This window comes from Patescibacteria group bacterium (assembly GCA_035549555.1).
GTDB lineage: Bacteria > Patescibacteriota > Microgenomatia > UBA8517 > UBA8517 > Co84-156.
Genome location: DASZQR010000010.1, coordinates 182774 through 204890, shown reverse-complemented (window position 1 = coordinate 204890; position 22117 = coordinate 182774). Strand labels below are relative to the sequence as shown.

The following is a 22117-nucleotide window of genomic DNA, read 5'->3' as shown; positions in this document are numbered from 1 at the left end:
TTGTCAAGATTAAGGAGTAGGAACTGGAGTAGGAGAAGGGGAAGGAGTTGGCTGGGACCAGGATTGTCCAACGCCAACTGAGATAGTTCGATCAGATTGATTTCCATTTTGGTCTTTGGCAACTGCACGAAGAGTGTGAATGCCATTTGAAATTCCATTTGCTTGATATTGATATGGCAAATTATTAACAGTGCCAACTTGCGTCCCGTCTATGTAAAAGTCAACTTCAGTAATTGTACTTGACGACTGCGCATTAACTGAAATTGTAAAATTATTTCCCAGCATTCCATCCTGATCATGAGGAGAACTAAAATCAACATTAACAGGGTTCCCAGAACCACAATATGTTGTTGGTGGATGATAGCGATTATCATTTTGAGTATTAAGCCAATTTAAGATTCCCTCCTGCCATTTATTTTCTCCTCCTGGAGCTGCTGTTGGATCTTCTTCTTTAAAGACAAAGTATTCCTGATTATTGTAATCGTTTGCTGCAATATTTGACGGAGTTGCTAATTTTCCGTCTTCTTTACAAACTTTAAGATTAACATGAACTGGGTCTGGACCTTGAGGCTGTGTACCTTTTATAAAATATTCACTACGGCTTTGGAATCCATCATGGGCCTGATAGCCAGAAACTGTATCTACATCTTCTTTAACAATGTTTGGCGGAGGATTAAATGTGACTTTTGGCTTTCCAGCTAGAGCTTGCTGAATAATTTGATTCCAAATCGGCGCTGCACCTGTAATACCTGATGCGACAGAAAGCATAGGCGAATTATCATTATTTCCCACCCAAACTCCAGCAAGAGCTTCGCTGTTTCCGCCAACTGTCCAATTATCTCTTTTATCGTTTGTGGTTCCTGTTTTTACAGCAACATCAAGGCCTGGAACCAAGAGAGAAGAGTTAGCGCCAAATTCAGGAGTTCTTGCAACATTGTCAGATAAAATATCGTCAATCAAAAAAGCCTGCTCGGCAGTTATAACAGAATTTCCTTTTTGAGGATTGTTTTGTTCCAAAATATTTCCCTTAGCGTCAGTAATTTTCAGGATGGAAATAGGATTCACTCTGTAACCGCCATTCATAAAAATAGAATAACCGTCTGCAAGATCAAGAAGTGTAACTTCTCCTCCTCCAAGAGTAACTGAGAGGCCAAGACGGTTTAAATTATCCTGAGTCGGCGCAAGTTCTGGAATACCCGCATCATAAGCAGTCTGCAACATATCTTTTATGCCAACCATTGCAAGAACTTTGACAGCTGGAACATTTCTGGAATTTGCAAGAGCATAACGAAGCTGAATTGGGCCAACAAATTTTCCGTCATAATTTACTGGCACATAATCGGGGTTATTGGCGCCGCCTGGGAATGAAGTTTGTACATCCATGACCATGGTTGCCGGAGTGTAGCCTTTTTTAAACGCTGTGACATAAGTAAAAGGCTTAATTGAAGAACCAGGCTGACGCAGAGCTACGGCAACATTATATTGACCATCATAATCTTTGGCATTGAAATCTTTACTTCCAACCATTGCAAGAATTTCGCCTGTTTGAGGATTTAAAACTACAGCGGCGCCGTTTGTAATATGGTCACTTTCAACTTTTGCAATTTCATCTGTTACTATTTGCTGGACTTTATCCTGCAGATCCAAATCAAGAGTTGTTGTTACAGTTAAGCCTCCTCCTTGAAGAGCACCAGCGCCATATTTATCTTCAATTTCTTTTTCGACATATTGGACAAAATGAGGAGCTTTGAAACTGGCTCCCGGGTTTTGAAAAGGAAGAGAGGCAATTTGATTGTCTGCTTCTTTTTCCTGATCGCTTGTTATATAGCCATTCGCCTGCATTTGCCGAAGAACATCTTGAGTGCGGGCAGTATATGCTGCAACGCTTCCGGTGTATGGAGAATAATAAGTTGGGCTTTGAGGAAGCCCGGCCAGGAAAGCACATTCAACAAGATTTAAATTTTTTGCAGGAATTCCAAAATACATTTCGCTTGCTGCTTCAATTCCCAAAGCAGTTCCTCCATAAGGAATTTGATTAAGATACATTTGCAGAATTTGATCTTTGGAGAAATTAGCATTAACTTCAATTGTTAAAATAACTTCTTTAAACTTACGAACTACAGTTCTATCCTGTGTTAATAAACTATTTTTAACTAATTGTTGTGTAAGAGTTGACCCTCCAGCTAATTGGCCGCGGAAAACGGTATTAAAAAGACCGCGGGCAATTCCGATTAAATCAAATCCGTTATTTTTGTAAAAATTTTTATCTTCGATCGAGATTACACCTTCGCGAAGATACTGCGGCATATCGCTAAAATCGATTGGGATATTGTTTTCGTTTTGATAAACATCATATAAAACTTTTCCATTTCTGTCTGTAATTTTGGTTGAGAAACCAGATTCTTTAACAACTTTTGTAGGAGAAGGAAGCTCGCGAGCAATTAAAGGAAAACTAATTAAAACTCCCAAAATTCCAACTATTACAACTATAAAACTTATTTTTGCAATTTTTGCAATTAACTTTGCGCGTTCTGTTGGATCTTCTGGAAGATGTGGTAAAAAGGGAAATCTTTTTCTGACGATTTGTCTTCTTCGGGTTTGAGAATAATCATTCCACATGAATTTCATTATATCAGATGTATATTTTTGAGAACAATCAATCTTATAGTACAATATGTGGTGACTGAAAGAACTTTTGGCGAAACATTTGGTCGTATTGCTGTCGGATTTTTGTTAGCATCTACACTGTCAATATGACAAAGCTACTTTAGCACTATCTCCCGACGGGACAAAACCTGCTATCATCAGCGAGGTAAACGGACACAGTATTTTATATTTTGATGGTAAACCATTTTGGTCACCTGATAGCAACAAAATCGTTATTAAAGAACAAATTCAATTACCTGGAAATTCAATGCTCATTGTGTTTGGTATAGACGATAGAAGTGAACAAAACACTCTTTCTCATCATGAAGATTTAAAAATCAGTATATGGAAATTAAATGGTGAACTAATTCTCCAAACTCCAGATACAAATATCTCTATTGATTTAAAATAAACATTTTATTTGATAAAATAGATTCATGAATATTGACGAAGTATTAACAAGGGGAGTAACAAATATAATTCCAAACAAACAAAAGTTGGAGGAGTTACTAAAATCTGATAAGAAATTAAATATTTATTTTGGTGCAGATCCAACCGCAACACATTTACATATCGGTAATGCTGTAGGACTGCGAAAACTTCAGCAATTTGTAGAACTAGGGCATAACGTTAAATTTTTAATTGGAGACTTTACAGCGTTAATTGGCGATACATCAGACAAAGATACAGAACGGCCTGTTTTGACTTATGAACAAATACAGCAGAATTTTAAAGATTATAAAAGGCAGGCTGAAAAGATATTGGATTTTTCAAAAGTAAACGTAGTTTTTAATAGCGAATGGCTTAAAAAACTTTCCTTTGAAGATATTATTAAACTTTGCCAGCATTTTTCTTTTGGAGAATTTGCAAGCCGGGAACTTGTTGCCAAACGCCTTAAAGAAGGGAAAAAAGTTGGACTTCATGAAGCACTTTATCCAGTTATGCAAGGCTATGACAGCTGGCATCTTAATACTGATATCCAACTTGGCGGAGCAGACCAAACTTTTAATATGCAGGCGGGAAGAATTTTACAAAGAGATTTGCGAGAAAAAGAAAGTTTTATTCTTGTGACAGGATATTTGGAAGGAACTGATGGGCGCAAAATGAGCAAATCCTGGGGAAATGCGATATGGATTGATGATAATCCATATGAAATGTACGGAAAGGTTATGAGTGTTCGCGATGATTTAATTGTTACATATTTAACACTTGCTACAAATTTAGCCGATGAGAAAATTGAAGAAAAGAAAAAAAGACTTGCAGATAATGAAAATCCATCTGTAATTAAAAAAGAATTAGCTTTTCAAATTGTAAAAGAATTGCATAGTGAAAAAGATGCAAAGGAAGCACAAGAAAAATTTGAAAAGACTTTTCAAAAAAAAGAGCCAGACTACGGAACACCTTTACCAAACCAAGGAACAGTTATACAAACAATTGCGCCTTTTACCTCACTTTCAAGTATGTCAGAGGCAAAACGAATGATTAACGCAGGAGCAATTGAAATAAACGGTGAAGTTGTTAATAACGGAAATTACGAAACAAAAATTGGAGATAAAATTAAAATTGGTAAAAAAGTTTTTGGAACTGTTGTAGATAAAATTTAATATGGATGATTACAAAGAATACAAATTAAAAAAGAAAAAACGAAAGAAAATTGTTGTAATTTTAGTTTTAATTGCTGGAATTGGACTTTTATTGACTTCATTCCTTCCATACTTGCCTTATTTGTTTTTAAGATGAGGCTGTTATAGAATAGCTCAAAATGCTTGAGTCTCTAAAGGTAACCGAAATTTTGAGAAAAGAATTTTCATATAATTCAGAAGTTCCTACTGGCGCTATGAGATTATTAGTTGATGGTCAATATTTGGAAGCATTGGGCGAACTTTTACAACAACCAGAATATCAGGGATTAAGAATGGAAATACTAGCGGAACCAGGTCAACAATTTCTTCATGGAAATTTTATTTCTGTCGTTATCGATAAAGAAAAAAATAAAGGTTATAAATATATACAGATTCGCACAACCAAAGAAACTGGAGAGAAACACAATGACACTGATGCCTTGTATATAATATTCAGCAAAATAGATGCAAAACTGAAAAGAAAGTAATTAGGCAAAGCTTGTTATAATGACTTCATGGATTTAAGAACTGTAAAAGTTGATGAACTTCCTCTTGTTGGTCCTCAATATGCCAAAAAACTCGAGAAGCTTGGAATTTACAATTTATGGGATTTGATGCATCATGTCCCTTTTAGATTTCTTGATTTTTCAAAAAGTAGTGCTATTTATAATTTACAAATTGGAGAAACTGCAACTATTAAAGGTACTGTTACTAGCTTTGTAAATCAATACACAAAAAAAGGGAAGCCGATGCAGATAGTTACAATTGCTGATGATACAGGAAAAGTAAATGCAATTTGGTTTAATCAAATTTATCTAGCGAGAACTTTTAAAAAGGGAACAAAAGTAGCGATTGCCGGAGAATTAAATTTTATGGGACGAAACAAAGCAATTGTTGCTCCAGAATATGAAATTTTAAATGAAGAGGGAAATCAAATTCATACCGGAGGATTAATACCAATTTATAGTGAAACGGCGGGGATTTCTTCAAAATGGCTAAGGAGACGTATTCATGATGTATGGGAAAAATATGAAAATGATTTGCAAGAATTTTTACCTCAAAATGTTTTAGAAAAATATAATTTAATAGATTTTAAAATAGCAGTTGCAAACGTTCATTTCCCAAAAAGTTTAGAAGAGTTTGAAAAAGGGAAAAATAGACTTGCATTTAATGAATTACTTTCGCTTCATAGTGTAAATATGGCACGCAAAAAAGAATGGGAAGAAAACAAAATTAAAAAGGTATTAAAAATAAATAAAAATGAAATAAATAAGTTTATTAAAAATTTACCTTTTAAATTAACCACTTCACAACAAACAGTAATCGATGAAATTTTAGATGATTTACAAAAAAATATTCCAATGAACCGTTTACTTGAAGGAGATGTTGGTAGCGGAAAAACAGTTGTTGCTGCAATTGGAATTTATGCAACTTATCTTAATAAAAGAAAAAGTGTTTTGATGGCGCCAACACAAATACTTGCTAATCAACATTTTAATACTTTAAAAAGTTTATTTAAAAATACTGAAATCAAAGTCGGGCTTTGGACAGGAAGCGAAAAGACTGCGGAAGAATTTGACGTACTCATCGGGACACATGCACTTCTTAATGCTAAAAATAAAATGAGATCTGTAAGTTTTATTGTTATTGATGAACAGCATAAATTTGGAGTAAAACAGAGAGAAAAATTAAATAACAAAAGTACTTCTACAAAAGTAGCTCATATATTAACAATGACCGCAACTCCAATCCCAAGGACTGTTGCCTTAACTTTTTTTGGAGATTTATCTTTGTCAGTCTTAAATGAGTTGCCAAAAGGAAGACAAAAAATTGTAACCTGGGTTGTACCAAAAAACAAGCGAGGTAGCGGATTTAAATGGATTAAAACACAAATTAAAAATGAAAATATACAAGCATTTGTGGTTTGCCCGCTTATTGACGAAAGCGAAAATTTAATAGAAGTGAGCAAAGCTCGTCCCTTCGGGATAAAAGCTGCAAATAAAGAATATGAATACTTACAAAAAATGTTTCCAGATTTAAGGATTGGCTTACTTCACGGACGAATGAAGAATCGCGAAAAAGATGAAGCAATTAATGATTTTAAAGCTGGGAAAATAAATATTTTGGTAGCAACTCCCGTTGTAGAAGTTGGTATAGATATCCCTAATGCAACAATTATGGTAATTGAGGCAGCTGACAGATTTGGACTGGCAAGCCTTCATCAACTTCGCGGACGTGTTGGGAGAGGACAACTAAAATCATATTGCTTATTAATGAGCGAGAATGAAAGCGAAAAATCTGGAATTAGACTAAATGCAATGACAAAAACTTCCTCAGGATTTGAACTTGCAGAGCTTGATTTGGCGCTTCGAGGCCCTGGAGAAATTTACGGAAACAAACAAAGCGGAATACCAGAACTTAAAATTGCAGATTGGAATAATTTACAAATGATCAAAGATGCAAGAGAAGTTGCAGAATTGACGCAATCTAGGCTATAATTGCCTTATATGACACCGTTACCAAAGAAAAAGCACACAAGAAGCAGAAGCAACCAACGAAGACACAATGCTTATAAAGTTACATTACCATCTTTGGTGAAATGTAAAAATTGCGGGAAATTAAAATACCCACATAAAGTTTGTCCACATTGTGGAAGTAAAGCTTAATAGATGAAAACTGCGTCTGATCCGAGGCATAAACTACGTAGAAAAGTTATAAAAGAACTTTTTGCAAATGAATTTCATAGTCAGGATTCTTCGGAAACAACTAAAAGAATTTTACAAAATATTGATGCAATTGATTTAAAAATTACTGTTGCTGCTCCTGAATGGCCAATTTCTAAAATAAATAGAGTAGATCTAGCTGTTTTGCAGCTTGCAGTTTGGGAAATTATGGACGGCAAAGCTCCTGAGAAAGTAATTGTTGATGAGGCGATAGAACTTGCAAAAGAGTACGGATCCGAAAGTTCACCCGGGTTTGTAAACGGAGTACTGGGAACAATCTTGAAAAATGGTAAATAATTCTGAGGAAATTAAAATCTTATTTAAAAATAAAAGCTTATTTGAGCAGGCCTTGACCCATAAATCTGTCCTTAACGAAAACCCTGAAGTCCACGAATCAAACGAAAGACTGGAATTTTTAGGTGATGCGATTTTGGAATATGTTGTCACTGATTATTTATATAAAAAACTTCCAGATAAAAGTGAAGGGTATCTGACAGCACTTCGAGCAAATATTGTAAATACTGTGAATTTGGCTAGATTTGCACGAAAAATAAACATAGGAGAAAAAATTTATTTTTCAAAAGGAGAAGAGGAAAGTGCAAAAGACAAAGATAGCATCTTGGCAGATACAATTGAAGCAATTATTGGCGCAATTTATATTGATCAGGGATTAAAAATTGCCAATAAGTTTATTTTGGACAATATTTTGTTTGATCTGGATCAGAAACTTGAAGAACCATTAAAAGACGCGAAAAGCACGTTGCAAGAAATACTTCAGGCACAAAAGAAAGCAATTCCAAAATATAAAACAATAAAAATAACAGGCCCAGATCACGAAAAAGAATTCACAGTAGGAGTCATTGTCGACGGCAAAGAGATGGGAAGAGGAACTGGCAAAAATAAAAATAAAGCAGAGCAAAAAGCAGCTCAAGTTGCTTTGGAGGCATTAAAAGTTTAAAATACAGCTTATGGTACAAATACGCCTTGCAAGAATTAAAACAAAAGGAGAACCTTTTTACAGAGTTGTTGTTGTTGATAGTAAAAAATCAACTCAAGCAGCTCCTCAAGAAGTCCTTGGATTTTGGAACAAAAGAGAAGGAAAAAAAGAAATAGACAAAAAAGCAATTGAAGCTTGGGTGAAAAAAGGAGCACAAGTAACTCCAGCAGTCGAAAAATTAATAGCATAAGCATAACTTATTATGATTGATTTACTTAAATTTTTAATCTCAAAAATTACCGGAAGTGAAGATTTTACCGTAACCGAAACTACAGACGAAAGGGGAGAAGTTTTTGAAGTAAAAGCAGATCCAGCGATAATTGGACTTATTATTGGTAAAGAGGGAAAGACGATTAAAAATATAAGAAGAATTGCCTCAATAAAAGGAGTTTTTGATAAGAAAAGCGTCAATATTAAAGTTATTGAAAAGGATTAATTTTTCCTGTAGGCGAAGCTGAGGAGCTTGAAGTAATAGGACTTACAATATTAGGAGTTATCGCAGCTAAGGTCTTTTGCTCGTCAGATGTGAGCATCTCGATTGGTTTATCAATTTGAGGTAATGTGGCAGGAAGAGGAGCCCAAAAAGAGAAAACGGTGGCAGTTAAGCTATAAACACTTTGAGAATTATCAATTTTTATCTCTCCAAAATGGATTAGCGGCGTTGAATTTTTAATATTATTTATAAATGAAACAATTGAAGAATAATCTCCACTCACCTCAAAATCAATTTGTGATGAATTTACTCCTTGTTTTGCTGAATCAGGAAGATTGGTTGCCTGGATATTAACAATCAATAAATTGAGATTATTTGCTTGCGATTGAATTAATGAGATAGCTGGAAAAATAGAATTTGAAGAAGGCAGGGCGAGCAAGGCAATTTGAGATTCATGGGTAGTAGTTTCATTTACAGAGCTAAGAGAATTGAGTTTTTGTTGCAGGGTTTTAAGTGAGTTATTTTCTGAATTTAAATTATTATTTAAACGATTCATGTTATCGAAAATGATTTTTCCAGAAATTAAAAATAATACAACTAAAATGATTAAGACAAGGATTGGTCCTGCTAAAAGTTTAAGATCTTTATCTAGGTTTTTCATGATTTATAAAAAGGTAAATCTAATTGTGTAACCACTTTCCGGAAAAAAATTAAAGTCACTTATTGTTAAGCCCTTTAAAGAAATGTTTGTAGAAAGAGAACTTAAAAAAGTTGCCATACCTATAGAGTCTGCACTTATCACGGAAAAGGTGTTTCCGACTGCGCCTGCTGTAATATTTTTAACTGAAACGTTTGTCGGCAGACTTGCTAAGACTATGCTTGCTGATGAAAAATTATCGTAAATTTGAGAGTCAGAATTAACTATTTGGATTTTATCTGCACGATCTTTCAATACAAAAAGAGTATTTTCTGTGTTTTGTAAAGCTTTTATTTTTTGTGTAACAACAGTTTCCTCGTTTACAGTACTTTGCACTCTAGTTGTAAAAAAAAGAAGAACTATGGTTCCCAGTAAACTAGCGAAAAGGAAAATACTAAAAAAAATAATGATTATTTTTTTAAGATTCGTTGATGCTTTTGCGCTTCCACGGCTTGGCGAAAGGTCAAGTGGCAAGAGATTTATTTCCGACATATCATCCTTCCTTTAAAGCGAGCCCTACAGCTACAGAATAAAGAGGTGCATATGGATTTAGACTTTGTTTCGTATTTTCATCGACAACCAGTTTGCTAAACGGATTTGCAATAACAACTTCGCTGCCAATTAATTTTGTGAGAGTTGTATTAATTTCTGGCAATCCAGCTGTCCCTCCTGAAATTTCTATTAAACTTGGCTGCTCTTCTCCTTCATCTGTTTGGTAAAAATGTACTGCCTTAGAAATGTTTTCAGTAATGATTCTAAAAACAGGAGAGATAGCGTTTGCAACTTTTCCTTCAAGCTGAGAAGGACTCAGTCCATAAGTTTTTTTATATTCATCAGCCTGTGAGGTATTGACCCCAAAATTCTGAGCAACGGCTCTTGTAAAAGCATCTCCTGCTGTAGGAATTGTTCGGGTAAAAACAAGTTTTTCATTTTTAATGATACCAAGGTTAGTGGATTTTGCACCGAGATCTAGAATAACAATTGTCTGACCAGGAACACTAAGTGCTCTGGTAAGCGCAAGTAATTCTGTTTCTACTCCCACCACAGTAAGTCCCGCCATTCCTAGAAGTTTGATGTATTTTTCAACTAATGCACGAGGTGCAGCGACTACCAACACGGAAACGAAGGGCGGTTGGGCATTTTCTTTGCGTTCTAAAACAACATGCTGGAAAATTGCTTCTTTGATCGGTATGGGAATAATCTCTTCTGCTTGCCATTTTACAGCAGAGGCAATTTCTTGATCTGTAAGAATGGGAAATTTAATGCTTCGAGTAAAAACAAGAGATTCAGGAAGAGAAATATTTACTTGTTTGGATGAAATTTTACTTGCTGCAAATAATCTTTTAATTGTATCTGCAACGGTAACATATTCAGAGTTACTCTGAATTCTATCGATGCTTAAATCTTTGACACCAATAATACCAGCAGACTTAAGAACCGGCCTGCCTCCTTCCGACTTTATTTCAACCGCTTTTATTGTTACTGAACCAATGTCTAATCCTACGCTCATAATTTTATTTTGTTAATGAATTTGGCGAAAAAATTGCCGCGTCAAAAATTGACGGAATTCCGCCATATGCTTTTTCGACTTGAACTTTTCTTGTTGAACTGTCAACTGTACCTGTTGAATCTACCGTAAAGCCTTGTGCGGGCAGTGCGGTGTCTGTTTGAATAGCGATAGGCTGAGCATTATTATTATAAAGCATTTTTACTGTAATAAATTGGGGGCCATTACTTGCACTGTAAGTAGAATTAAAAGTTGCGTTTAAATCAAAACCTTCTAAATATTTAAAGGATGTTGTCCCAATTGTACAAGGGCAAGGATAGGTCGTTCCTGAGCCGTTATAAAAATTAGTTAATCGTCTTGTAGTATTTGGATCATAAATATTTTTAGCCACTCTAGCTGTGGAATAATCTCCTGGAGTTGCCAGATAATAAACTGTAACTTCTAAAGCGGGGGCTGTAGATGAGTTTGCATCAGTTGTTGCATCGTTAGGATTACCCCAAAGAATATTAAAATAACGACCCGTGTAACAAGGATTATTTGCATCGCATACTGTTATGCCGCTATCTGAGTGGGAAACAAGCCAAAAAATAGCTGAATCCTGAGGATAAATATTTGTAGGATAGATAAAAGCGGTGGCCCCAGCAGCAAGAGAAGTCACGTTTGAAGTAAAAGATGCACCGCCATTTAAATTACCTGTGCTTGCGGAATTTGTTACCAAGGATTCTTGGACACCTGATTCGGCAGCAGAAAGGGCGCGGATTGATTGTGATTCATCCGTACCAATTTTAATATCCGAAGTTGAAGCGGCAATAATAGATAAAACTACAGTAAGAACAACTGACATGCTAAGAAGAACAATTAAAATAGCTTGGCCGGCTTCTCTCTTCATATCTAAATCTAGTCTATCAATAAAATTTAACCTACGTCAATAACTTCTAAGAGTTATTTGGGTAGTTTCTGTAATTGGGGCGTTTTGGCCTTTTATATCGCTTGCTGTGATATTAATTAAGACTGAAGGCGGGGAGTTTGTGGTACCGTTCGTGCAGGTGAAAGAACAAGAACTTATAGAAATAGAGCCAGAAGTTAAACTTGCAGATGATGATGCAATATTGGAAACCTGGCCGTTTGAATTAATATCATTGCAGCTAAAAGTAACAGGGTTTAAATTCTGGTCTATAAAACTTATTTGTGTTGCTGGTGCACCATTACATGTACTTGTTATTGATTGCGCGCCACGTATTTGTCTCTCCATTGAACCTATAGCATAATCTAAATTCTGGCGCACAGAAGAAATTGCCGCTGATTTTGATGTGCCCTTTAAGGTGGAAATTACCGTTTCTGATACAACAATAGCAAGAACAGAGAAAACAATAATCACAACCATCATTTCGATTAATGTATAACCTTTATTTTTTTTCATTTAGTTTCCTGGATTATTATATAAGTATTGGACCTGTGCTGACGAGAGAGCATAATTAAAAATGTGTATATCGTCAAGCGTGCCTTTAAAATAACGTGTCGGAAAACTTGACCAACCAGCAATTTGTAATGCCACCCCGCTCGTTGAAGAAATAGAAGCATTACTTCCTGTACAAGTTCCTGCTGACTGTGGAGATCCATTGATATAAACGCTTCTTGTGGCACCGCTTTTGACAATAACTAATTGCTGCCAGGCACCTGCTGTCAGACTAAAAGGATTACTTGACCAGCATTGAAAGCCAGAAGAATTTTTCCAGCCAAAACTATAGTTAAGACCTGAGCCAGTTTGTTCGATACCAAAGCCGTTTCCAGAAGACTCTTTGCGTAAAATATCACTATTTACTGTCTGGGAAGAAGATGGATTAATCCACAAGGAAATGCTTAAATCTCCTGTTAAATTAAGTATTCCAGAATCGGAAACAGAGACATATTGATTTGTTCCATTAAAATTAATCGCGCCGTTTGAAATACCAGTTGTCCAGGTTGGAGTATTTATTAATGATCCTGTATTTCCGTTTCCGCTGCTATCGCTTACGGTTGTTCCCGAGCCTTCGTTAAATTTCCAATATGCGATTGGAGCAGGAATGGGGGTTGCGGTTGGTGAAGGGCTCGGTAAAGAAGTCGGAGAGGAGGTAGGAACGGCAGCAAAAGTAGTTTGATTATTAGAAAAAACAACAGTTACAGGCACAGTGTGTTTTCCTTGAGCATCTGACCAAGTGGTAGAAACTTCAGCTGTAATTGTGCTGTTGGTGTTTACAGTAAAGGATGCAGATCTTGTAAAAACTGTTCCAGAAATTAAACTTGAAGAATCACAGGTTCCAGCTTTTTGCCAGTATAGAGAATCAAGACACCAAATTGAAGAAGTTGTATGTCCAACAAAAGCCGTCCAATTAGCATCGCGTTCTGATTGCAACCATTCTATTGCTTGTTGAGTAAAGCGAGAGGCTTCTGTTTGGTTTCTAGAGAAGACCGAGGCACGAATTGAAACAGCAGCTAAACTAACAATTGCAATAAGCACCAAAGAGATTAAAGCCATAGCAACAACGACCTCAAAAAAAGATTGGCCTTTATCCAGAGGGGACAAACTGTGTTTATTGTATGCTTCCATTTGATCCAATAGTAATTGTTTTGGCGTTTCCAGTTGATGCTTGTGTAATAACTATAGAAGCAGAGTTTCCATCTGGAATATTCGTTCCCTGAGCAAGAGTTTTAAAAATAAGAGGATTAGGAATTGGTGTGTTTAAAGAAATATCACTGGGCATATTAACATCCTTTATCTGTATAATGCCGCCGCTGCAGACAGCATCTGTTTCATATTCTGTAGCGCTTATAAAATTGAATTGATAACCATTTAAAGTACCAGTGCAGGTTGTTGGTTTGTTGCCAGCGATTGCTGCTTCTTGAATAGAACGCAAATCTGTTTGGATGAAAGTTATTGTTTGTAATAAGGCCTGCTGTTTGGAATAATCCTGAAAAGTAGTAAAGCCGACAGTAAACAAAATGGTCATCACTACAATGACGACTAGAAGTTCAATTAAAGTGTAACCTGCTCTCATGGGTTTGTAACTTCATAATAGCATGTACTTGAACCACAATTTGTTGTCGCTCCTGCTCCGCTGCCACATGTAACAGCCATGGAATTGTCAGTTACTTCTAAAGTAGAGCAAATATCATATGTTGTGCCGTCAGACCAATAAACATATGAACTTTCGCTATTTGGATCCTGAGGGACAAGAGTCATGTATTTATTTGTCGAAAGACAATTTGCAGTCGAACCATCACCGGTTAAAGTGCTTCCAAAATTCATAGATGTCGGATAAACATTACAGTCTGCTTTGTATGTTTCGATTGCACTTTGAATTGCTGAAAGATCTGTTTTCCTCCTTGCATCTCTGCTTCGTTTAATGTTTATGGTTGAAGTATTAACAAAAAAGGCAGTAAGAATCCCAATAATTGACACAACGATTAGAAGTTCTATTAAAGTAAAACCTTTAGTGTGTTTTATTTTTAGCATCTAATTCATTTTCATACTCTTGCAAAGTTTTATCAAGAGGGACATTAGAAGCTGAAATACCATAATTGCAAATAAAGTTGCCGCATTTTAGGCTTAAGTTGTGAATTGTCTGATTATATTCAGCCTCGTCGGTGCGCTCCAGACTGGCATAGAGTTGATAAAACTTTCCGTCTGTAAAATATGAATAAGAATAGCCTAAGGGAGTTCCCGGATCCTTGGGAGCATTGGGAAGACCAGATAAACTTGGAGGGTAAATACTATTTGTATCTTTATAGCTTTCAAGCATTTTAGAAATATCGCTTAAATCATTTTCGCGTTCGTTGTCACGACCGCGGGCGTTTGCAACACCAAAATTAAAATATGATAAAACGAAAATCACAGATAATATAATAATGACTACAATACTTTCAGTTTTATTAAAAAATTTCATAGACCAATTAATTTTATAAAATAATCACCAAAAAATAAAACCATAGCTATTCCAAAGATTAAAAACGGACCAAAAGCAATTCTCTGGCGTAATTTTGCTTTTTTAATAATAATCAAAAAAAGACCAAGTACCGCCCCAATTAAAAAAGAAAAGAAAAGCCAAACTAAGAAAAACTTAAGACCAACAAGCAAACCAATCAAAAGCGCAAGCTTAACATCTCCCAAACCCATACCTTTTCCATGCGTAATTAAACTAATCATTAATAAAATTAATGCAGATAAAAAACTGGCTAATAAATTAGGATAGAGAAACGAGCTTGTGAATATTAATTTACAAACCGCAATCAAAATTCCCCCAAAAACTAATTCATCAGGGATAATTTGATTTTCAAAATCAATTACAAAAATAGCAATTAGAATACTTGCAAGTATTAGATTAAAAATATTTAGGCCGACAAAAATAAAAATAATTCCTGTCGCAAGCTCAATTAAAGGTTCACGACGAGAAATGTGACTGCTGCAATCTCTACATTTTCCCTGTAAAAGGACATACGAAATAAGAGGAATGTTGTCATACCAATTGATTTGAGCTTTACATGAAGGACAAAAAGATCTTCCTTTTATTATACTAATTCTTCTTGGGAGCCTGTATGTGAGCGCTCCCAAGAAAGAACCGATTATCAAACCAAACACTAACAAACCAATGGTTATCATTAGAATGTGAAAGTTGGCGATAAACCAATGGCAGCTTCTGTTGCTGCACAAACCCCACCTGCTCTTCCAAGCGATGTGGAATATACATAGTATGCAGATGTTCCAGTGCCACAATTGCTGCTGTTTGATAATGCCTCAGTCTTGGCATAAACAATAGCTCCTGTTCCTGCTGTTACCTGATAACACCATGTGCTATTAATTACGTTTGTTGTGCAAGCTGAAGTTCCACCGCTATAAGCAACTGCAGAGGGAATCGCTGTAAGCTCTCCAGCTGCAACTAGTTGATTTGGCGATGCTGTCCACTGGGCTACTGTTGGGAAAGTATTACTATGGCTTTCAGCATAAGTAAGTAAAGCATCTCCCATTTGAGTAACAGAGTCTAATCTTCCTGCATCACGTGTCTTTGCAAGCTGCTGCAAAGGATTTATGGAAACAATAACGACTGCTGCTAAAACTCCAAGAACTGCGATAACTACCAAAAGTTCTATTAATGTAAAACCTTTTTTTATTAACGTGTTAATTTTTAATCACCTCCTTCATTTATAATTCAGTATGAAATATTTAAAACGAATTAGTCAAGTTGTATATTGGCAAGATTATAGAAACAACCAAAAAACCAACTCCTACTCCTAAAATAATCATTACTATCGGTTCTATCGCTGCAGTTAATGTTTTTACTTTTTGATCTGATTCTGTTTCAAAAACCTGGGCTAATTTGGAAAGAACTTCATCGATTTTTCCAGACTCTTCGCCAACTGCAATCATTTGAGAAAAAAGATAGGGAAAAGCTTCGGGATGCTTTGCAAATGCATAGGCAATAGGGAAGCCTTTTTCAACTTGAGAAGAAGCATCTGTTAATGCGTCTTTTATAATTACATTTCCAATTGCTCCAGCTGTGACTTGCATACCTTCAATGATTGGAACTCCAGCTCCAACCATTAAAGCTAGAGTTCTTGCAAGATCTGTAAGCATGACTTTTTGCTGAAGATCTCCGATTATTGGTATTTTAAAAATAAGTTCATCAATTTTATGTCGACCTTCGCTTGTTTTTGAATAAGAATTAAAAAAGAGAAAACCGCCAACCATAAGACCAATAATAATAAACCAAAAACGAACGAAGAAATTGGAAATGCCAATAACGATTTGAGTTGGTAAAGGAAGTGTTGCATTAAATTGCGAATATAAATCAAGAAGCTTAGGGATAACAAAGATCATCATAATAAAAGTTACAATTACCATACCAACGATAATAATTATTGGATAAATAAGAGCGCCGATTACTTTTCCTCTAAATTCCTGGGATTTTTCAAGATTATCGGCAATACGAACTAAGACTTTATCCAAAACTCCTCCGGTTTCTCCAGCTTTCAAGAGAGCCACATATGTTGGAGAGAAAACTTTAGGATGTTTGTCAAAAGCTGTAGATAAAGATTCACCGTTTTCAACATCACTTAAAATTTTTGAGATTACAGGTTCAAAATTGGGCTGGGCCTGCAATTTTAAAATATTTAAACTTTCTGTTACCGGAAGTCCTGCATTTATCATTGTTGCAAATTGTCTGGTAAAACCTGCGACATCATTTAATGTAATTCTGTTTTTGTATAATGTAAAAATTCCAATAATTCCGGTTTCTTTTGGAGTTATGCTTAAAACTGTAAATCCCTTTGCACGAACAAGTTTTGCTGCAGCATCCGCAGTTGATGCCTCAACTTCTCCTGATATAATTTTCCCATCTTTAGCTTTTGCTTTGTAGATAAATCTTTTCATGATCGCATTAATCTGGCAAGCTCTTCAGGTTCTGTTGAATAATTTGTAGCTACTTCTGCCGTTATTTTTCCTTCTTTAACCATTGAAGCAAGAGAACTTTCTAAGGTATACATTCCCTGATTTCCGGAGGTTTGAATTACAGATCTTATCTGATGAGTCTTGCCTTCGCGAATTGCAGTTTTAATGGCGTTACTTGCAGTCATAACCTCGGTTGCAACAATTCTCCCCCCAGAAATTGCCGGCATAAGACGTTGGGAAACAACAGCAGCTAAGACATTTGATAGCTGCAAACGCACCTGATCTTGCTGTTCGTCAGGAAAAACATCAACAATACGGTCAACTGTTTCTGCCGCACTATTTGTATGAAGGGTTGCAAAAACTAAATGGCCAGTTTCTGCAATTGTTAGCGCTGCAGCAATTGTTTCATAATCGCGCATTTCACCAATCAAAACAACATTTGGATCTTCACGAAGGACACTTCGAAGCGCAATACTCCAAGAATGAGTATCTTCGTGCATTTCGCGCTGGCTAATAATTGATTTGACTGAATTAAATATAAATTCAACCGGATCTTCTATGGTTACAATATGCACAGAGCGAGTTTTATTGATTTCATTTATAACTGATGCAAGAGTGGTAGATTTACCATGACCAGTTGGGCCTGTAATAAGCACAAATCCTTGGCGCATATTTACAAACTCATTCATTATTTTTGGCAATTTTAATTCATCGAGAGAGGGGATAATAAGAGGAATTTTACGAAAAGCTACACCCCAGGTGCCCTTTTGAGTATAGGCGTTAACACGAAAACGAGCCTTCTCTGAGAATGAAATAGAAAAATCAATTTCTTTGTTTGTAGCAAGAGACTCTAATTGATTGCTATTTAAAAGTTCTTTTAAATAAGTTTCCATTATCTCGGGAGTTAATATTTGTTCGTTTGGAACCGGAATTAATTCTTCATCAATGCGGAGAGTCGGTGCAATTCCCACAACTATATGAAGATCTGAAGCGTTTCTGTCGACTGTGAGTTGCAATAAATCTCTAATTGTCATATTTTAATCATAATATTATTCTTGCGCGACACGCAACACCTCTTCAACAGTCGTGGTGCCATCAAGAACTTTCAAAAAACCATCTTGCTCAAGGGTAATCATACCTTCGTTTTTAGCTTCAACTGCAATTTGCCCAGCAGGAGCCCGCTCTAAAATTAATCTGGAAATTTTTTCTGTGACTGGCAAAACTTCATAAATTCCTACACGGCCTAAATATCCAGAATTATTGTTTTCAGGTGATGGCGTGCCTTTAAAAAATTTAACAGGATTTGATTTGGGCTGGTAAAGCGTCCCAAGTCCGTCTTTCACTTGCTGCAAAACCTTTAGGTCCGGATCGTAAGCAACTTTGCCGTTTTCGTCAATTTTACGCAACACACGTTGGGCAACAATAGCAGTAATAGAAGAAGTGATTAAAAACGGCTCCGCGCCCATATCAAGAAGGCGAGGAAGTGCTCCTGCGGCATCATTTGTATGAAGCGTTGCAAAAACTAAATGGCCAGTAAGCGATGCTTGGATCGCAAGATCTGCAGTTTCGCGGTCGCGAATTTCTCCGACAAGAATTACGTTTGGATCTTGACGTAAAAACGCGCGTAATCCCGAGGCAAATGTCAAACCCACATCGGGATTAATTTGCACCTGATTGACTCCTGCGATTTTATATTCAATCGGGTCTTCAAGCGTCATGATGTTAATTTTCGGCGTATTAATGCGCTGAATAATTGAATAGAGGGTGGTTGTTTTACCAGAACCAGTCGGACCGCAAATTAAAATAATTCCATGCGGGCGAAGAATGGCATCTTCAAGATTTTTTAAGGCATGGCCCCTTAGCCCCAATTCAGGAAGGTCGGGAATACCTCCTGTTTTTTTGAGAAGTCGCATAACTACCTTTTCTCCCCAGGCAGTAGGGAGTGTAGAGACACGAAGATCAACTTCTTCATTATTACCGCTTCGAAAATTGAAGCGACCGTCCTGAGGGATTCTTTTTTCAATAATTTTCATTCCTGCCAAAATTTTTATTTTGGAGAGGAGTGGCTCCTGGAGACGCTTCGGAATAGTTAATTTTTCTTGTAAAATACCGTCAATGCGGTAGCGAACGCGAACTGCTTTTTCTTCAGGCTCAATGTGAATATCGCTTGCACGAGAACGCACTGCAAAATCTAAAATATCGCTTACAATTTCTCCGATTTTCTCGCCTCTTACAAAATTCCCTGCTGCTTCTTGTTTAGCATCCAGAGTTTTCACTCCTTCTTGACTGACGTCTTCAAGAGCCTCAGTTACTTTTTGTGAAAGCGAAGCTTCATAACGAGTCTTTGTGAACTCATCAATTTTACTTGCATCTGCTGCCTGGGGGCGTACATGTAAATTAGTTTTTTGCTCAATAAATTCAATTGCAGAAAGGTCTAGTGGGTCTGCCATCGCAAGAGTGAGTTCATTTTTGGTGCGGTCGACGTTTACTGGAAATACACGAAATCTTTGAGCGATATCTGAAGTGACAAACGATAATGCATCGGGGCTTATAGGAATAGTATCAAGATCTAAATAAGGGACATTAAAAAAAGTTGCTTTTGCTTTTGTTAATGCAGTTTCAGTTACTAAATTTTGTTCTTTTATTAAATCTTCAGGGTCTTTGCCTGTCTGCACCTGGGCCATTTTGATTCGGTCTCCAATTACTGAATTTAAAGCACCTTGGGAAACAAGAATATCGACAAGATTCTGATTATCATCAATACCATTAGCAATTGGTAGGGCAGCCATGATTCATTATGACAAGTCAAACTTCGGCTTGCAATATCTGTTATAATTAATTAGAGAGGAAATGTTAAAGAGATTACTTAACTATTTGTTTTTCAATTTTTCCCTTTCCACGGAAAGGGTAGGAAGTCATCCCGCTATCGCTAGCGGGATTTTTTTTGATAAAAATTTGACTTTCTACGTAGATGGAATATACTATGGGACAGGAATTGCTATAAGCTCTTGTATTTGATACAGTGAGTTTTATGGCAGATAAACAAGATAGAATGTCAGAAAGAATAAAAAATATCACAAGAGGAGCATTAGCTTTTGGTACAGCTATGTTTGTGGGAGCACGAGTAGTTCAAGGTCAACAAAACTCTCAGATAGAAAATACGATGGGTCCACAAAAAAACAGTTTAACGACCGCGGCTGTAGATAAGGACCAAAGCCATATTAGACGAGTAACACCTCCGCCAACAAATTTTGATACACAATTTGGGCAGCTACCTAAAAGAGTTCCTGAATTTACGGTTCCAACAGATCCAGCAGCATTTGAGACGAGTTATTTACAAAGTACACTAGCTAACATTGATCCTTCACAGATTAACTTTGGAGATCCTACAATTCAAGATTTACTGGCTCAGGATGCCTCAACGATCATGGAGGATAATAGCAAAATTATCCAAACTATCGCTGCAACAGAACCTAAGGATAAAGTTGGCAAATTTACAATTTCTTTAGAAGTAGGTTCTATTTCGGGAAGTAATCTCGTAGGCGGAATTATTCATGAAATTCATCCTGATAATACAGATACATATTATGTTTACGATTCAACAGATGGCTTGGTTATTCCGGTTAGTTTAGCTCCGGGATTGAAGTTAGAAATGTTTATCAGAAACGAGGCGAGTGGTTTTCAGAGACCAGTCGTTGGGGTTCGAGATCCAAAATCAGGTGGGATCTGGGTCCTGACCGAAGATCCACTGAACCAAGGTACATCGTTTGCGTTAGAAAAGGCTAGCGATTTTACTTCCACTTACGGAATAAGAGATAAAAGTGGCTGGGCTCAAGGAGTAGTTAATACTTCTGCAAACTTAAGACCTGATAGTAATACTAATTCTCAACCCTTAGCTGTTTTGCCTGAAGCAACAGAAGTGGTTATAACGGGACAAGTAACAGGTAGCGATCAGCAACCTTGGTACCAAGTAAGCGTAAATGGTAAAAACGGCTTTATAAAGGCAGATTTGGTAAAAGAAGGATCATTTAATGCAAATTCATTAAGAACTGTTTTTGTTGATAATAATGGAATATATCAATTTGACAGTAATAATAATCTCGTAATTACTAAATTAAGTGCTCCTGAAGCAAATGTAAACACTTTTTTTAACTTTGATGCAGTTAGATCAACTCTAAATTCAGCTGAGCTTGCCACAATGAATAGTGTAATGGAATCTTATCCAGGAAGAAATACTGATCAAATGGTTAAAGATGCACAAACTTTAGGAATAACTAATATTACCTGGAACAAAGACAACTTATGTTTCCAAGGACAAGACCAACAAGGTCATGTACTTTGTTACTTTGGACATACACAACCAACAAGTGCAGAGAATGGAAGTTGGTCATATGCAGCTACTCCAATACAATCTTCGGATTACAAAGAGGGAGTAAGTGGACTAAAGATTAGTTTTTTCACTGCAGTTGGCTCACAAAGAAACAATAACTCTTTTTATTTTGATTGGAACAGCGCTTATCTCAGCCAACCTGGTACCGATACCCTTTTGAATGGAACAATTCAATCCATAAAAAAAGATACCGGGATAGATGTTACGGGAAAACATATTATTAACGTAAACTACCCTGGCGAAACTACAAGTGCAGTTTTAACGAAAAACGACGCACAAAAGCTAGGTTCTTTTGACATTGTACTGCCAGACACTCTAACTGCGGGTAAGCAAAATTTTGGCGATGTTATTTTGATAAGATCCGTCGAGAATCCTAATGAAGGTAAACAAGACACGTATCCAGGCGCTGCAGACTGGCTATTCGGAGCTACTGCATTTAATATAATGAATGCTCCTTTTGCAGGACAAGTAGCACCAATAACAACGGGTACATTAAATGAAATTAATAATTCGCTCAATAAATACCAAGCTATTGGAAATGATATATACAATAATTATTTACAAGCCAGTAATCTTCCTGGAGCAATATTTATAATTAAAAACATCTCCAGTAATTCAAATTCCTAACCACAATCCTCTTTACATTCTTTTTAAGATAATCTAATCTGAAGTAATTGGGAT

General features: G+C 36.2%; 26 protein-coding genes. 11 read left to right on the top strand and 15 right to left on the bottom strand.

From position 1 onward, the window contains the following. Positions 1 to 9: 9 nt before the first annotated feature. The gene (locus tag VG895_01810; GenBank protein HWA51774.1) at positions 10 to 2619 is read right to left on the bottom strand and encodes a transglycosylase domain-containing protein; all 2610 of its coding nucleotides are present in this window, start codon (positions 2617 to 2619) and stop codon (positions 10 to 12) included. 304 nt (positions 2620 to 2923) lie between these two features. On the opposite strand from VG895_01810, the gene VG895_01805 reads away from it, so the two are divergent. Genes VG895_01805 through VG895_01760 form a run of 10 tightly spaced genes read left to right on the top strand, consistent with a single transcriptional unit; the run spans position 2924 to position 8424 of the window. Further along, entirely contained in the window at positions 2924 to 3058 is a 135-nt protein-coding gene (locus VG895_01805; protein ID HWA51773.1) for a hypothetical protein, read from the top strand. A 25-nt stretch (positions 3059 to 3083) separates the two neighbouring features. Next, entirely contained in the window at positions 3084 to 4250 is a 1167-nt protein-coding gene (gene tyrS / locus VG895_01800; protein ID HWA51772.1) for a tyrosine--tRNA ligase, read from the top strand. 1 nt (position 4251) lies between these two features. Next, entirely contained in the window at positions 4252 to 4386 is a 135-nt protein-coding gene (locus VG895_01795; GenBank protein HWA51771.1) for a hypothetical protein, read from the top strand. Positions 4387 to 4408: 22 nt separating this feature from the next. After that, positions 4409 to 4756 carry a hypothetical protein gene (locus VG895_01790; protein ID HWA51770.1) on the top strand — a complete coding sequence of 116 codons (348 nt, stop codon included), beginning with the start codon at positions 4409 to 4411 and terminating at the stop codon, positions 4754 to 4756. A gap of 27 nt (positions 4757 to 4783) precedes the next feature. Continuing rightward, a complete protein-coding gene (gene recG / locus VG895_01785) occupies positions 4784 to 6766 on the top strand; it encodes an ATP-dependent DNA helicase RecG (protein HWA51769.1) in 1983 nt (660 codons plus the stop codon). A 9-nt stretch (positions 6767 to 6775) separates the two neighbouring features. Beyond that, the gene (gene rpmF / locus VG895_01780) at positions 6776 to 6934 is read left to right on the top strand and encodes a 50S ribosomal protein L32 (protein ID HWA51768.1); all 159 of its coding nucleotides are present in this window, start codon (positions 6776 to 6778) and stop codon (positions 6932 to 6934) included. Between the two features lie 3 nt (positions 6935 to 6937). After that, positions 6938 to 7288 carry a transcription antitermination factor NusB gene (gene nusB / locus VG895_01775; protein HWA51767.1) on the top strand — a complete coding sequence of 117 codons (351 nt, stop codon included), beginning with the start codon at positions 6938 to 6940 and terminating at the stop codon, positions 7286 to 7288. Next, on the top strand, positions 7278 to 7949 hold the full coding sequence (gene rnc / locus VG895_01770; GenBank protein HWA51766.1) for a ribonuclease III: 672 nt from the start codon (positions 7278 to 7280) through the stop codon (positions 7947 to 7949). Before nusB ends, rnc begins: the two co-directional genes overlap by 11 nt. A 10-nt stretch (positions 7950 to 7959) precedes the next feature. Continuing rightward, positions 7960 to 8178, top strand: coding sequence for a 30S ribosomal protein S16 (gene rpsP / locus VG895_01765; GenBank protein ID HWA51765.1), 219 nt, complete (start codon positions 7960 to 7962; stop codon positions 8176 to 8178). Positions 8179 to 8190: 12 nt separating this feature from the next. After that, positions 8191 to 8424 (top strand): KH domain-containing protein, encoded by a 234-nt coding sequence (locus tag VG895_01760; protein ID HWA51764.1) that lies wholly within the window; start codon positions 8191 to 8193, stop codon positions 8422 to 8424. Here the strand turns inward: VG895_01760 and pilO are convergent. The 14 genes from pilO to VG895_01690 are packed head-to-tail and all read right to left on the bottom strand — an operon-like array spanning position 8408 to position 19835. After that, the gene (pilO, locus tag VG895_01755; protein ID HWA51763.1) at positions 8408 to 9082 is read right to left on the bottom strand and encodes a type 4a pilus biogenesis protein PilO; all 675 of its coding nucleotides are present in this window, start codon (positions 9080 to 9082) and stop codon (positions 8408 to 8410) included. The genes VG895_01760 and pilO overlap by 17 nt on opposite strands. A 3-nt stretch (positions 9083 to 9085) precedes the next feature. Continuing rightward, the gene (locus VG895_01750) at positions 9086 to 9610 is read right to left on the bottom strand and encodes a hypothetical protein (GenBank protein HWA51762.1); all 525 of its coding nucleotides are present in this window, start codon (positions 9608 to 9610) and stop codon (positions 9086 to 9088) included. Between the two features lies 1 nt (position 9611). Further along, positions 9612 to 10628 carry a type IV pilus assembly protein PilM gene (gene pilM / locus VG895_01745; GenBank protein ID HWA51761.1) on the bottom strand — a complete coding sequence of 339 codons (1017 nt, stop codon included), beginning with the start codon at positions 10626 to 10628 and terminating at the stop codon, positions 9612 to 9614. A 4-nt stretch (positions 10629 to 10632) separates the two neighbouring features. After that, positions 10633 to 11514 carry a hypothetical protein gene (locus tag VG895_01740; protein ID HWA51760.1) on the bottom strand — a complete coding sequence of 294 codons (882 nt, stop codon included), beginning with the start codon at positions 11512 to 11514 and terminating at the stop codon, positions 10633 to 10635. A gap of 36 nt (positions 11515 to 11550) precedes the next feature. Then, on the bottom strand, positions 11551 to 12045 hold the full coding sequence (locus tag VG895_01735; GenBank protein HWA51759.1) for a prepilin-type N-terminal cleavage/methylation domain-containing protein: 495 nt from the start codon (positions 12043 to 12045) through the stop codon (positions 11551 to 11553). Next, the gene (locus VG895_01730) at positions 12046 to 13212 is read right to left on the bottom strand and encodes a LamG-like jellyroll fold domain-containing protein (protein ID HWA51758.1); all 1167 of its coding nucleotides are present in this window, start codon (positions 13210 to 13212) and stop codon (positions 12046 to 12048) included. It lies immediately after the preceding gene. After that, positions 13196 to 13660 (bottom strand): type II secretion system protein, encoded by a 465-nt coding sequence (locus VG895_01725; GenBank protein HWA51757.1) that lies wholly within the window; start codon positions 13658 to 13660, stop codon positions 13196 to 13198. The genes VG895_01730 and VG895_01725 overlap by 17 nt, the downstream gene beginning before the upstream one ends. Continuing rightward, entirely contained in the window at positions 13657 to 14118 is a 462-nt protein-coding gene (locus tag VG895_01720) for a type II secretion system protein (protein HWA51756.1), read from the bottom strand. The genes VG895_01725 and VG895_01720 overlap by 4 nt, the downstream gene beginning before the upstream one ends. Then, positions 14096 to 14548: a hypothetical protein gene (locus VG895_01715; GenBank protein HWA51755.1), complete on the bottom strand. Its 453-nt coding sequence runs from the start codon at positions 14546 to 14548 to the stop codon at positions 14096 to 14098. The genes VG895_01720 and VG895_01715 overlap by 23 nt, the downstream gene beginning before the upstream one ends. Next, positions 14545 to 15261, bottom strand: a complete 717-nt coding sequence (locus VG895_01710) for a prepilin peptidase (protein ID HWA51754.1) — start codon at positions 15259 to 15261, stop codon at positions 14545 to 14547. The genes VG895_01715 and VG895_01710 overlap by 4 nt, the downstream gene beginning before the upstream one ends. Then, entirely contained in the window at positions 15261 to 15770 is a 510-nt protein-coding gene (locus tag VG895_01705; GenBank protein HWA51753.1) for a type II secretion system protein, read from the bottom strand. Before VG895_01705 ends, VG895_01710 begins: the two co-directional genes overlap by 1 nt. A gap of 52 nt (positions 15771 to 15822) precedes the next feature. Beyond that, the gene (locus tag VG895_01700) at positions 15823 to 17028 is read right to left on the bottom strand and encodes a type II secretion system F family protein (protein ID HWA51752.1); all 1206 of its coding nucleotides are present in this window, start codon (positions 17026 to 17028) and stop codon (positions 15823 to 15825) included. Then, positions 17025 to 18080 carry a type IV pilus twitching motility protein PilT gene (locus tag VG895_01695; GenBank protein HWA51751.1) on the bottom strand — a complete coding sequence of 352 codons (1056 nt, stop codon included), beginning with the start codon at positions 18078 to 18080 and terminating at the stop codon, positions 17025 to 17027. Before VG895_01695 ends, VG895_01700 begins: the two co-directional genes overlap by 4 nt. Positions 18081 to 18095: 15 nt before the next feature. Beyond that, positions 18096 to 19835: a GspE/PulE family protein gene (locus VG895_01690; protein HWA51750.1), complete on the bottom strand. Its 1740-nt coding sequence runs from the start codon at positions 19833 to 19835 to the stop codon at positions 18096 to 18098. A 242-nt stretch (positions 19836 to 20077) separates the two neighbouring features. Between VG895_01690 and VG895_01685 the strand changes: the two genes are divergently transcribed. Beyond that, positions 20078 to 22063 (top strand): SH3 domain-containing protein, encoded by a 1986-nt coding sequence (locus tag VG895_01685; protein HWA51749.1) that lies wholly within the window; start codon positions 20078 to 20080, stop codon positions 22061 to 22063. Positions 22064 to 22117 lie beyond the last annotated feature (54 nt).

Coding starts and splice junctions, on each gene's coding strand:
- VG895_01810 (HWA51774.1), bottom strand. CDS start 2,619: ATGTGGAATGATTATTCTCAAACCCGAAGAAGACAAATCGTCAGAAAA.
- tyrS (HWA51772.1), top strand. CDS start 3,084: ATGAATATTGACGAAGTATTAACAAGGGGAGTAACAAATATAATTCCA.
- VG895_01795 (HWA51771.1), top strand. CDS start 4,252: ATGGATGATTACAAAGAATACAAATTAAAAAAGAAAAAACGAAAGAAA.
- VG895_01790 (HWA51770.1), top strand. CDS start 4,409: ATGCTTGAGTCTCTAAAGGTAACCGAAATTTTGAGAAAAGAATTTTCA.
- recG (HWA51769.1), top strand. CDS start 4,784: ATGGATTTAAGAACTGTAAAAGTTGATGAACTTCCTCTTGTTGGTCCT.
- rpmF (HWA51768.1), top strand. CDS start 6,776: ATGACACCGTTACCAAAGAAAAAGCACACAAGAAGCAGAAGCAACCAA.
- nusB (HWA51767.1), top strand. CDS start 6,938: ATGAAAACTGCGTCTGATCCGAGGCATAAACTACGTAGAAAAGTTATA.
- rnc (HWA51766.1), top strand. CDS start 7,278: ATGGTAAATAATTCTGAGGAAATTAAAATCTTATTTAAAAATAAAAGC.
- rpsP (HWA51765.1), top strand. CDS start 7,960: ATGGTACAAATACGCCTTGCAAGAATTAAAACAAAAGGAGAACCTTTT.
- VG895_01760 (HWA51764.1), top strand. CDS start 8,191: ATGATTGATTTACTTAAATTTTTAATCTCAAAAATTACCGGAAGTGAA.
- pilO (HWA51763.1), bottom strand. CDS start 9,082: ATGAAAAACCTAGATAAAGATCTTAAACTTTTAGCAGGACCAATCCTT.
- VG895_01750 (HWA51762.1), bottom strand. CDS start 9,610: ATGTCGGAAATAAATCTCTTGCCACTTGACCTTTCGCCAAGCCGTGGA.
- pilM (HWA51761.1), bottom strand. CDS start 10,628: ATGAGCGTAGGATTAGACATTGGTTCAGTAACAATAAAAGCGGTTGAA.
- VG895_01740 (HWA51760.1), bottom strand. CDS start 11,514: ATGAAGAGAGAAGCCGGCCAAGCTATTTTAATTGTTCTTCTTAGCATG.
- VG895_01735 (HWA51759.1), bottom strand. CDS start 12,045: ATGAAAAAAAATAAAGGTTATACATTAATCGAAATGATGGTTGTGATT.
- VG895_01730 (HWA51758.1), bottom strand. CDS start 13,212: ATGGAAGCATACAATAAACACAGTTTGTCCCCTCTGGATAAAGGCCAA.
- VG895_01725 (HWA51757.1), bottom strand. CDS start 13,660: ATGAGAGCAGGTTACACTTTAATTGAACTTCTAGTCGTCATTGTAGTG.
- VG895_01720 (HWA51756.1), bottom strand. CDS start 14,118: ATGCTAAAAATAAAACACACTAAAGGTTTTACTTTAATAGAACTTCTA.
- VG895_01715 (HWA51755.1), bottom strand. CDS start 14,548: ATGAAATTTTTTAATAAAACTGAAAGTATTGTAGTCATTATTATATTA.
- VG895_01710 (HWA51754.1), bottom strand. CDS start 15,261: ATGATAACCATTGGTTTGTTAGTGTTTGGTTTGATAATCGGTTCTTTC.
- VG895_01700 (HWA51752.1), bottom strand. CDS start 17,028: ATGAAAAGATTTATCTACAAAGCAAAAGCTAAAGATGGGAAAATTATA.
- VG895_01695 (HWA51751.1), bottom strand. CDS start 18,080: ATGACAATTAGAGATTTATTGCAACTCACAGTCGACAGAAACGCTTCA.
- VG895_01690 (HWA51750.1), bottom strand. CDS start 19,835: ATGGCTGCCCTACCAATTGCTAATGGTATTGATGATAATCAGAATCTT.
- VG895_01685 (HWA51749.1), top strand. CDS start 20,078: ATGGCAGATAAACAAGATAGAATGTCAGAAAGAATAAAAAATATCACA.